At 69.2% G+C, this 10,413-nt stretch carries 10 protein-coding genes; 2 read left to right on the top strand and 8 right to left on the bottom strand.

The window, feature by feature from the left end; all coding sequences use genetic code 11:
- Positions 1-51 precede the first annotated feature (51 nt).
- From AC1DYP_RS21645 to AC1DYP_RS21625, 5 genes are all read right to left on the bottom strand, one after another.
- Positions 52-1,143, bottom strand: coding sequence for an NADH:flavin oxidoreductase (locus tag AC1DYP_RS21645; protein ID WP_477036086.1), 1,092 nt, complete (start codon positions 1,141-1,143; stop codon positions 52-54).
- 111 nt (positions 1,144-1,254) lie between these two features.
- Positions 1,255-2,466, bottom strand: coding sequence for an acyl-CoA dehydrogenase family protein (locus tag AC1DYP_RS21640; protein WP_477048073.1), 1,212 nt, complete (start codon positions 2,464-2,466; stop codon positions 1,255-1,257).
- A gap of 5 nt (positions 2,467-2,471) precedes the next feature.
- Complete coding sequence (locus tag AC1DYP_RS21635) at positions 2,472-2,762, bottom strand: putative quinol monooxygenase (RefSeq protein ID WP_477036084.1); 291 nt, start codon at positions 2,760-2,762, stop codon at positions 2,472-2,474.
- A gap of 130 nt (positions 2,763-2,892) precedes the next feature.
- Positions 2,893-3,180 (bottom strand): hypothetical protein, encoded by a 288-nt coding sequence (locus AC1DYP_RS21630; RefSeq protein WP_477036083.1) that lies wholly within the window; start codon positions 3,178-3,180, stop codon positions 2,893-2,895.
- 125 nt (positions 3,181-3,305) lie between these two features.
- Positions 3,306-4,001 (bottom strand): TerB family tellurite resistance protein, encoded by a 696-nt coding sequence (locus AC1DYP_RS21625; RefSeq protein WP_477036082.1) that lies wholly within the window; start codon positions 3,999-4,001, stop codon positions 3,306-3,308.
- Between the two features lie 369 nt (positions 4,002-4,370).
- Here AC1DYP_RS21625 and AC1DYP_RS21620 point away from each other — a divergent pair, with 369 nt between their 5' ends.
- Entirely contained in the window at positions 4,371-5,246 is an 876-nt protein-coding gene (locus AC1DYP_RS21620; RefSeq protein WP_477048072.1) for a hypothetical protein, read from the top strand.
- A gap of 50 nt (positions 5,247-5,296) precedes the next feature.
- Here AC1DYP_RS21620 and AC1DYP_RS21615 read toward each other — a convergent pair whose 3' ends face one another.
- The 3 genes from AC1DYP_RS21615 to AC1DYP_RS21605 form a co-directional block, all read right to left on the bottom strand.
- Positions 5,297-6,745, bottom strand: coding sequence for a GH1 family beta-glucosidase (locus AC1DYP_RS21615; protein ID WP_477048071.1), 1,449 nt, complete (start codon positions 6,743-6,745; stop codon positions 5,297-5,299).
- 89 nt (positions 6,746-6,834) lie between these two features.
- On the bottom strand, positions 6,835-8,673 hold the full coding sequence (locus AC1DYP_RS21610; protein ID WP_477048070.1) for a DUF885 domain-containing protein: 1,839 nt from the start codon (positions 8,671-8,673) through the stop codon (positions 6,835-6,837).
- Between the two features lie 87 nt (positions 8,674-8,760).
- The gene (locus tag AC1DYP_RS21605) at positions 8,761-9,369 is read right to left on the bottom strand and encodes an FMN-dependent NADH-azoreductase (RefSeq protein ID WP_477048069.1); all 609 of its coding nucleotides are present in this window, start codon (positions 9,367-9,369) and stop codon (positions 8,761-8,763) included.
- A gap of 107 nt (positions 9,370-9,476) precedes the next feature.
- Between AC1DYP_RS21605 and AC1DYP_RS21600 the strand changes: the two genes are divergently transcribed.
- A complete protein-coding gene (locus tag AC1DYP_RS21600; RefSeq protein WP_477048068.1) occupies positions 9,477-10,400 on the top strand; it encodes a LysR family transcriptional regulator in 924 nt (307 codons plus the stop codon).
- The last annotated feature ends 13 nt before the right edge of the window (positions 10,401-10,413 follow it).

Here is a 10,413-nt window from a genome sequence, read left to right as displayed (position 1 = left end):
TCCGTCGGCTTCGCCGACACCTCCCCCAAAGGGGGAGGGCCTAGGCAGCGCCTAGTACAGCACCCCCAGCGCTGACCGCTCGAAGCTCTTCAGCTCATCCTCGCGGCCGTCGCGGATCTTCACGACCCACTCCGGGTCCTGCAGGATCGCGCGGCCGACGCCGACCAGGTCGAACTCGTCGCGCTCCAGGCGCTCCAGCAGGCCGTCGATCGAGGCGGGCTGGCTGCCCTCGCCGCCGAAGGCCGCGATGAATTCGCCCGACAGGCCCACCGAGCCGACGGTGATGGTCGGGGCGCCGGTCAGCTTCTTGGCCCAGCCGGCGAAGTTCAGGTCGCTGCCCTCGAACTCCGGCTCCCAGAACCGGCGTTGCGAGCAGTGGAAGATGTCGGCGCCGGCGTCGGCCAGCGGCTGCAGCCAGGCCTCCAGCAGTTGCGGGGTCTCGGCGTTCTTGACCGCGTAGTCCTGCTGCTTCCACTGCGACAGGCGGATGATCACCGGATAGTCCGGGCCGACGGCGGCGCGGACGGCCTTGAGGATTTCGGCGGCGAAGTTGGCGCGCTCGGCGATGGTCGGACCGCCGAACACGTCGTCGCGGACATTGGTGCCGTTCCAGAAAAACTGGTCGATCAGGTAGCCGTGGGCGCCGTGCAGCTCGATGGCGTCGAAGCCCAGCAGCTTGGCGTTGGCGGCGGCGCTGGCGAAGGCGGCGATGGTGTCGGCGACCTCCTCGTCGGTCATCGGCTCGGTGAAGGGCGAGCCGCCCGGCTTGGAGATGCCCGAGGGGCTGTCGATCTTGCCCAGCACGTCCTTGCCCTTGGCCGACCCCACATGCCACAGCTGCGGGGCGATCAGACCGCCGGCGGCGTGCACCTCGTCGACCACCTTCTTCCAGGCCGCCAGCTCCTTCTCGCCATGGAAGCGCGGGATGTTGGCGTCGTTCAGCGAGGCCGGTCGGGCCACGCCCGTGCCTTCGGTGACGATCAGCCCGACCTGGTTCTCGGCGCGGCGGCGGTAATAGGCGGCCACGTCGTCGGTGGCCACGCCGCCGGGCGAGAACGACCGGGTCATCGGGGCCATCACCACCCGGTTGGGCAGCTTCAGCGACTTGAATTCGAACGGCTTGAACAGGGCGTCGAGGGCCATGAGGCGGCTCCGGAGAAACAGTTGTTTGAAAACTTATGCAGTGGGTTGCGTTTCAGAACCACCCAGAAAAACTGAAACGGGAGCGGCGTCCCATGAAGTCGCTGGACGACGTCAGAGCCCCAGCACCAGCTTGGTGATGATGTTCTTCTGGATCTCGCTGGAGCCCGCATAGATCGTGGTCTTGCGGTAGCTGAAATAGGCCGGGGCGACCGGGCCGGCGTAGTCGGGACCGGCGCGGCCGTCGTTGGTCGGGGCCCAGGTGTCGCGCACGAACGGCGCGGCGTAGGTTCCCACCGCCTCCAGGGCCAGTTCGGTGATCGCCTGCTGGGTTTCCGAGCCCGCCAGCTTCAGCATCGACGAGGCCGGTCCCACCGCCTTGCCCGCCCCGCGCCCGGAGAAGATCCGCAGCTCGGTGGCGTTCAGCGACTCCACGGTGATCTCGAGCTCCGCGATCCTGCGGCGGAAGTCCGGGTCCTCGATCAGCGCCCCGCCGTCGTCGGCCCGCTCCAGGGCCGCGATCTTCTTCACCTTGCGCAGCATGTGCATCAGGCCGGGCGCATAAGCGTTGCCGCGCTCGAACTCCAGCAGGTACTTGGCGTAGGTCCAGCCCTTGTTCTCCTCGCCGATGCGGTTGGCGACCGGCACGCGGACATTGTCGAAGAAGACCTGGTTGATCTCCTGCTCGCCCTCGGCCGGACCGTCCAGGGTGGGCAGCGGCTTGATCTGGATGCCCGGCAGGGTCATCGGCAGCAGCAGGAAGCTGATGCCCTCCTGCGGCTTGCCCTGGGTCGAGGTGCGCACCAGGCAGAACATCCAGTCGGCCCACTGGGCGTGGGTGGTCCAGATCTTCGAGCCGTTCAGCACGTAGTCGTCGCCGTCTCGCTCGGCCTTCATCTGCAGGCTGGCCAGGTCCGAGCCCGAACCGGGTTCGGAATAGCCCTGGCACCACCAGATGTCGGACGACAGGATCGGCGGCAGGTGCTGGGCCTTCTGCTCCTCCGTGCCGAACGCCATGACCACCGGCGCGCACATCTTCAGTCCCATCGGCGAGGGATTGGGCGTGCCGGCCTGGGCCAGCTCCATGTTGAAGATGTAGCGCTGCGACGGCGTGAAGCCGGCCCCGCCCAGTTCGACCGGCCAGTCGGGGGCCGCCCAACCGCGCTCGAACAGCTTCTTCTGCCATTTCACCTGGCCGGCCTTGTCCAGATAGCCGTTCTTCGACTGGGCCACCTTGCGGCGCAGGTCGTCGTCAAAGGCCGCGGCGATCCAGTCGCGGACCTCCCGCTGGAAGGCCAGGTCCTGCGGCGAAAAGGCGAGATCCAAGGCCCCTACTCCACCGCGTCGAGATATTCGATCTCGGGGCGGCCGGCCATGAACGGCCCCATCGCCGCGCCGGCGGCCTTGAAGTAGTCGGTCCCGCCGTGATGCTTGAGGGCGTCCTCGGAGGCGTAGAGCTCCAGCACCTTGTAGATCCCGGCGTCGGTCTTGCTCTTGGTCAGTTGGTAGACCAGGCAGCCAGGCTCGTTGGCCTTCACCTTGTTCTGGAGGTCGAGGAACACCTTCTCGAAGTCGCCCGCCTTGTCCGGCTGAACCTTCAGCACCGCCACCACGCCGATCATGTCGTCCTCCCGAGGCCTTGCCGGCCAAACACTTGTTTGAAGGCAGTGTCGGGGAAGCGGAGGCGAAGGGCAAGGGGTCCCGAGCGCGGGGCTCGGGATGACAGCGATCTTGTGAATTGAAGGCGGCTGGTTAGCGCCGCTCGTTCCAGCCGTAGGCCACCCACGAGTGGCCGCCCATGTGGCGGGCTTCGATCAGGCCGGGGTCGCCACTGGGAGCGGCGGCGGTCGCGGTGCGGCCGCGCAGGGCGAAGGCGGCGAGGCCGAGAAGGGCCGTGGCCATGAAGCCGATGACGACCAGGGTGGCGGCGAACACCACCGCGATCACGGCGGCGACGGCGACAGCGATGGAGGTCGCGACGGCGCCGGCCAAGGTGGCCAGGCTGCGCCAGGCGATACCGGTAGCCTTAGCTGTCTCCATCGTCGTCCTCGCAGGCGTGCCCCGCCCATGGATTCAAGATGGGGCGCCAGTTCTGAACGTCAACTGAACACCCGGCGGATCGTTCCGTAAAATGAATTCCACGCTAACCACCGCGAATTGGCCGTCTAGCCCGCGGCGAGACCCGCCAATTCGCGACGCTCGCGCATCACCGTGCTGAACGCGGCGTTGATCGCGGCCGACTTGGCCTCGGCCACCTCGATGAACTCCAGCGGCAGGCCGCGGGCCCGGGCGCGGTCGGGGTGGGCCTCCGACATCGCCGCGCGCCAGGCCGAGTGCACCACCGCGTCGTCGGCGTCGGCCGGCACGTCGAGGATGCGATAGGGATCGTCCGGCCCGGTCCCGACGTGGGTGGCGGTCAGGCGGCGGAACGACAGCGGCGACATGCCGAACAGGTCGGCCACGCGCTCCAGATAGCTGAGCTCGTCCTGGGTCACCGCCCCGTCGGCCTTGGCGATGTGGAACAGGCCGTCCAGCACGTCCTCGAGGATCTGCGGGCAGGTGCGGTAGCGCTTGGCCAACCGCTTGGCGTAGCTCTCGAAGCCGTGGGTCGTCTGGCGCGCCAGGTCGTACAGGCGATGGATGTTGTTTTCCGACTCGGGGTCGGGGTGGAACACCTCGGCGAAGGCGGCGTATTCGTCGCCGTCGGCCGAGCCGTCGGCCCGCGCCAACTTCGCGCCCAGCGCCGTGACCGCCGTCGAGAAGGCGGGATCCTGCCCCGGCAGACCCGGCGGACATTCCTGGCATTCCGCCATGTCCAACCGCCGCGCGGCGAGAGTTGCGATGTTACGCCAGAAGGTCATGGCTGCGACGAAAGTCCAGAAGCGTGGCGGAGGTATGACGACCGGAGATGCGTCGCCCGCCCCAACGGATCACGCTCCCGTTTTGCCTTCTAGCATAAAAAAGTCGCGTCCCCACCCGGTCCTTGCTGCGGCGCACATTGAAACTTTGTAACGTACGGAAGAGCACGGGATGTTCGCAACGCGCGGCTGCGCACAGGAATCTTTGTCAGAAGCGGGAGCGTTTGGCCGATCCGTTCGTTATGGTGCCGCTTGACCGACCGCGGTGCAAAACACCTCGGCGCCATGCTCCGGTCCCAATGCGACCGGAAATGCTCTATTCGAACGCGACCGACTCTCTGAGCGACGCCCTACAAGAGGACTTCCGCCCGCATGGCGACCGCCTTCCTTCTCGCCCTGGCCCTGATCGCCCAGGACGCTCCCGTCTCCACCGCGCCGACCGCTTCCGCTCCCCCTGCTCGCACCACGCCGGCCAACACCCCGCCGACCGACGACTACGGTTATGTCGGCTGGTGCTACGGCGCGCTGGGCGGCTATGCCGAGTTGTACGACAAGGTGATGCCCGAGGTCACCCGCATCGAGAAGGCGTTTCCTGGTCCCGACGGCTTCAACGCCGCCATGAAGGAATATCCGGCGCTGCGCGACCAGGCCAAGAAGGACATGGTGGTCTACCGCTCGGCGATCGTCGCGGCCGAGAAGGCCAGCCCTCGCCCGATCTCGGAATACGGCGCGGCGGCGATCAAGAAGGGCCGCTCGGTCTGGAGCGGCTCGGACCAGGTCGACAAGGCGCGTCTGGCCCAGGTGTGGATGAGCTGGAGCCCGCCCGGCGACTGCGAGACCCGCGCCAAGACCCTGGAGACCAAGTCCAACCTGTTCGGCCAGGCCCTGAACTTCAACGTCAAGAAGGGCGAAGCGCCCGCCCCCGCCCCCGCTGCAGCGCCTTCCGAGCCGACGCCGACGCCGACGCCGGCTCCGGAAGCCGCCCCGCCGGCCGCCGAGCCCGAGGCGCCGGCTCCGGCCGCCCCCGTGGCCGAGGCGCCTGTCGCCGAAGCGCCGGTCAAGGCCGCGACCAAGACCACCGCCAAGAAGCCGGCCGACCTGCCGCCGATCGGCGCCAAGCCCGCGGCCATGCCGATCGCCGCCAAGGGCGAGGTCATCATCGATCCCGCCAATCCCCAACCCTGCGCCGGCAGCCTGGTCCCCGCCAAGCGCGGCGGCAAGAACGTGCTGATCTGCAAGGCGGACTAGTCGCCTGATCACGACCGGGGACACGTGCATGCGCGTGTCCCCGACCGCGCCTAGGCGGGCGGCAGCAGCCCCGTCGTCGCCACCTGCTTGAACCACTCGTACGACGCCTTGGGCGTGCGCACGCCGGTCGTCCGGTCCATCGCCACCAAGCCGAACTTGGAGGTGTAGCCGATGTCCCATTCCCAGTTGTCGATCAGGGTCCAGGTGAAGTAGCCGCCGATCCGCGAGCCGGCCTCCATGGCGCTCTTCACCGCCTCGAGGTGGCGGCGCAGGTACTGGCTGCGGAAACCGTCGTCGATCACGCCGGGACCATTGCCGAACGGGTCCGAGCAGCCGTTCTCGGTGATCATCACCGGCGGGTTGCCGTAGTCGCGGCGGACCATCTCCAGCACCTCGACCAGGCCTGACGGATCGATCTGCCGGCCGAAGGCGTCCAGTTCGGCGCCCTTCGGCGGCGCGCCGGGGGCGATGTGGCTGGGGCTGGCGAGGTCCAGCTTCACATAGGCCGGGGCGTAGTAGTTGACCCCCAGGAAGTCGATCGGCTGGTGGATGGTCGCAAGATCGCCGTCGCGGACGTGGCCCTTGAGGAAGTCGTCCATCAGCCCCGGATAGGTCCCCTTCAGCAGCGGATCCAGCCAGGCCCTGTTCCACAGGGCGTCCAGCCCGTCGGCGGCCGGACGGTTCCAGAAGGCCAGCGATCCGCCTGACGGCCGGCACGGCTGCAGCGCCTGGGTCGTGCCGATCCGCAGGTCGCCCCGGGCCGCGCGCAGGGCCTGGATCGCCAGGCCCTGCGCCAGGTTCATGTGGTGGGTGGTCGGCCCCAGCAGGGCGATGTCCTTCAGCCCCGGGGCGTGTTCGCCCAGCACGTGGCCGAACACGGTGTGCACGGCCGGCTCGTTGAGGGTGATGATGTGCTTGAGCCGGTCGCCCAGCCGTCCGGCCACGGCGGCGGCGTAGTCGGCGAAGCTCCTGGCGGTGTCGCGCGCGCTCCACCCGCCCTTGTCCTGCAGGGCCTGGGGCAGGTCCCAGTGGAACAGGGTGGCGTAGGGCGTGACGCCCTTGGCCAGGCACGCGTCGACCAGGCGCTCGTAGTGGTCCAGGCCGGCGGCGTTGACGGTGCCCGCGCCGGTGGGCAGCACCCGCGACCAGGCGATCGAGAAGCGGAAGGCCTTCAGCCCCGCCCCGGCGATCAGGTCGACGTCCTCGGCGTAGCGGCGGTAGCTGTCGGTGGCCAGGTCGGCGTTCGAGCCGTCCTTGATCCGGCCCGGCTGCTTCTCGAAAGTGTCCCAGATGGTGGGGCCGCGCCCGTCGGCAGTGGGCGAACCCTCGGTCTGGAAGGCCGCCGTGGCGACGCCCCAGACGAAGTCGTTCGGGAATTGCCGCGACTTGATCGTCGCCTCGGTCGGTCCGACGCGGTCGCAGCCGCTTAGGCCCACGCTGGCCACGCTTCCCGCCGCGAGCGCTCCCAGCGCTCTGCGGCTGATGCCGTTGTCGCTCATCTTCGCCCCCTGCCCCGCCGGGGATCGACGTCCCCGTGCGCGGTCAGGATGAACGCAAAGCGCGAGCTTTGGCTAGTCTGCCCGTCGTATCAGGCCCGCCGCCCCTTCACATAGGTGTCGATCACGCCCTCCAGCTCGGTCAGCGGGACGTTGCCGCCCATCACCACCGCGTCGTCGAAGGTGCGCAGGTCGAAGCGTCCGCCCAGCGCGGCCTGAGCCTTGCTCCGCAGTCGGACGATCTCGCTGTGACCGACCTTGTAGCCGCAGGCCTGGCCCGGCCAGGCGCAGTAGCGGTCGACCTCGCCCTGCACTTCCTCGCGGGTCGAGCCGTTGGTGGTCACGAACCAGTCGATGGCCTGGTCGCGGGTCCAGCGCTTGGCGTGGATGCCGGTGTCGACCACCAGGCGGCAGGCCCGGAAGGCGATGGACTGCAGATAACCCAGCTGGCCCAGCGGATCGCTGTCATAGGCGCCCAACTCGTCGGCCAACTGTTCCGCGTAGAGGGCCCAGCCTTCCGAATAGGCGTTGAAGGCCAGCAGCGAGCGGACCAGCGGCAGCTTGTAGGTGTACTCGCCCTGCCAGATGTGGCCCGGCAGGCCCTCGTGATAGGTCAGGGTCGGCAGGCCGTAGCGCGGCCACATGCCCGTGTCGCGCAGGTTGATGTAGTAGTTCCCCGGCACCGTGCCGTCGATCGAGCCGGCCGCCGCATAGCCGCCCGGCGCGCCGTCCTGGATCTCGACCGGCACCCGCTTGATCAGCAGATTGCCCGGCACCATCGTCGCGAAGGCGCGCGGCAGGCGGGTGCGGATGTCGGCCACCCGGCCGTTCAGATAGGCCAGGATCTGGGCCCGGCCCTCGTCGGTGTTGGGGAACAGGTTCTTGGGGTCCTCGCCCAGCGCCTTCATCCGCGCGCCGACGCTGCCTTGGGTCAGGCCCTGGGCCTTCAGCAGGGTGTCCATGCGCGACGACAGCGCCTTCAGCTCTTCCTGGCCCATCTGGTGGACCTCGTCGGGCGTCAGGCGGCTGGTGGTGCCGGCCCGCAGCGCCCAGGCGTAATAGGCCTCGCCGTTCGGCAGCTTCCAGGCGCCGGCGTCGGACGTGGCCTTGGCGCGATGAGCGGTCAGTTCGGCGATCTGGCGGTCCATGGCCGGGGCGACCTTGCCCTCGACGATGGCGGCGGCGCGGCGCGCGTGGTCGCCCGGGATGTCCTTGGCCTTCTTGGCCAGCGACGTGACCAGGCCCCAGTCTGCGATCGGCTGGGCGCGGGCGCCCTTCTGCTGTTTCAGCGTCTTGTCGAGCAGGAAGTCCGGCGCGATCACGCCCATCGCGCCGTCATGCTTCAGCCGCGCCGTCTCGCCGTCCAACTGGGCGGCGTAGAGCTCCAGGCGGGCGAGGTAGGACTCGACGTCGGCGGCGTTGCTTACGCCGTGCAGGCTGTCCAGGAAGTCCGGCGTCTCGACGAAGGCCCCGGTGTTCTGGGCCACGACGTAGGGCGCGTTGCGGTAGGACCATTGCGACGACAGGCCGATGGCGTCGCCATAGGGGAAGTCGAAGCCCTCGACGGCCAGTTCGTGGGCGGTCTGGACGACGCCCAGGTCGAGCGCGGCGGCGGGGCTCAGGCCCTTGCGGTCGACCGCCTTCATCTTCGAGACCCGCGCCTTGGCGGCGGCGGCCAGCTTGCCGCGGCCTTCCAACGAGCGGTCTGTCAGGCTGGATTTCAGGGCGGCCCGCTTGTCCTTGTCCAGACCCAGCGCCGAGGCGTTCTCGGGATATTCCCGCATCAGGTCTTCGGCGACCGAGGACAGCAGGGCCTCAGCGGCGGCGTCGCCCGGCGCGGCGGCCTGGGCGACGCTCCCAAGGGCCTGCCCGCCGAACGCGGCGGCGGCCGCGCCGAGGGCTAGGACGTCACGTCGATTGAACTGGCTCACGCTGGATCTCCCCGGATTCGAGGAGAGTCCTAGCGCATAAGACGGGGACACACACTCCGGGGGCGTGAGCGCGTGTCCCCTCGCTGCTTACGCCGCCAAGCGTTCGATCTCGGCGTGGGCGCCTTCGACCGACTTCGTGCGCTGGTCGTCGCCCAGGGCCACGCCCTCGGCGCGGATGAAGCGGATGTCGGTGACGCCGAAGAAGCTGAACACGCCCTTCAGATAGGTCTCCTGGTGGTCGAGGAACGCGATCGGCGTGCCCTCGCCGTAGAAGCCGCCGCGCGACGAGGCGATGATCACGGTCTTGCCGCCCGCCAGACCCTCGACGCCCTTTTCGGTGTAGCGGAAGGTGCGGCCGGCGACGGCCAGGCGGTCGATCCAGGCCTTCAACTGGGTGGGGATCGAGAAGTTGTACATCGGCGCTCCGACCACGACGATGTCGGCGGCCAGGAAGGCGTCGAGCAGGGCCGCGCCGTCGGCGACGTCGGCGGCCAGCGCCGCGTCTTCCGGCACCGCGCCTTGGCCGGCGGCCAGGTGGGCGCCCGACAGGTGGCCGACGGGCTGGGCGGCCAGGTCGCGATAGCTGACGTCCAGACCCGGGTGTTGCGCCTGCTGCGCGGCGACGATGGCCGACGACAGGGTGCGGCTCACCGAGCCGGCGCCCAGGATGCTGGAATCGATGTGAAGCAGTTTCATAGCCTTGGAACTCCGAAGCGCCCTTTGGCGCGACCGGTGATTTAGGCCTTTCGAACCCAGCGCAGGAGCCTATATGATTGGATAACATCCATCGTCAGGACAGATACATGCTGGACGGCGTCACCCTCGACCAGATGCGCACCTTCCTGGCCGCCGCCGACGAGGGCAGCTTCTCGGCGGCCGGCCGCAAGCTGGGTCGCGCCCAGTCGGTGGTCAGCCAGACCCTGGCCAATCTGGAGGGCCAGATCGGCGTGCGCCTGTTCGACCGCGCCGCCCGCTTGCCGGTGCTGACCGAGGCCGGCCGCGCCCTGGTCGTCGAGGCGCGCGAGGTGGCCGGCCGCATGGACGCCTTCAAGGCCCGCGCCGCCAGCCTGGCCGGCGGGCTGGAGCCCGAGGTCTCGATCGTCGTCGACGTGCTGTTCCCGATGGTGGTGCTGACCCACGCCATCGGCGACTTCCAGCACCATTTCCCCGACACCACCCTACGCATCCACGTCGAGGCCCTGGGCGCGGTGCTTCAGCCGGTGCTGGACGGCCGCTGCGCGTTCGGGGTGATGGGCTCGCTGCCCGACTCTCCGCCGGAGTTGGTGCGCGAGCGGCTGATCACGCTGCGCATGGTGCAGGTGGCGGCCGCCGGCCATCCCCTGACCGCCCTGACCGGCCCGCTGAGCCCCGAGGACGTGGCGGGCCACGTCCAGCTGGTGCTGACCGACCGCTCACCCCTGACCCAGGGCCGCGAGTTCGGGGTGTTCTCGACCCGCACCTGGCGGCTGGCCGACCTGGGCGCCAAGCACGCCTTCCTGCTGGCCGGCCTGGGCTGGGGCGGCATGCCCTGGGACCGGGTCGAGGACGATCTCGCCACCGGGCGCCTGGTCGAACTGACGATGCGCGACGCCCCGACCGGCGGCTTCATGATGCCGATGTACGCCGCCCACCGCGCCGACACCCCGCCGGGCCCGGCCGGGCGCTGGCTGATCGAACGACTGAAGGATACGGCCGAGCGATGTCCAAGCCAGGAGATCGCCGCCTAGGATCGATTGGGGA

Source organism: Caulobacter sp. P1_D6, assembly GCF_056406095.1.
The sequence above is the reverse complement of the archived record's forward strand: the minus strand, read 5'-3'. Positions and strand labels throughout refer to the sequence as shown.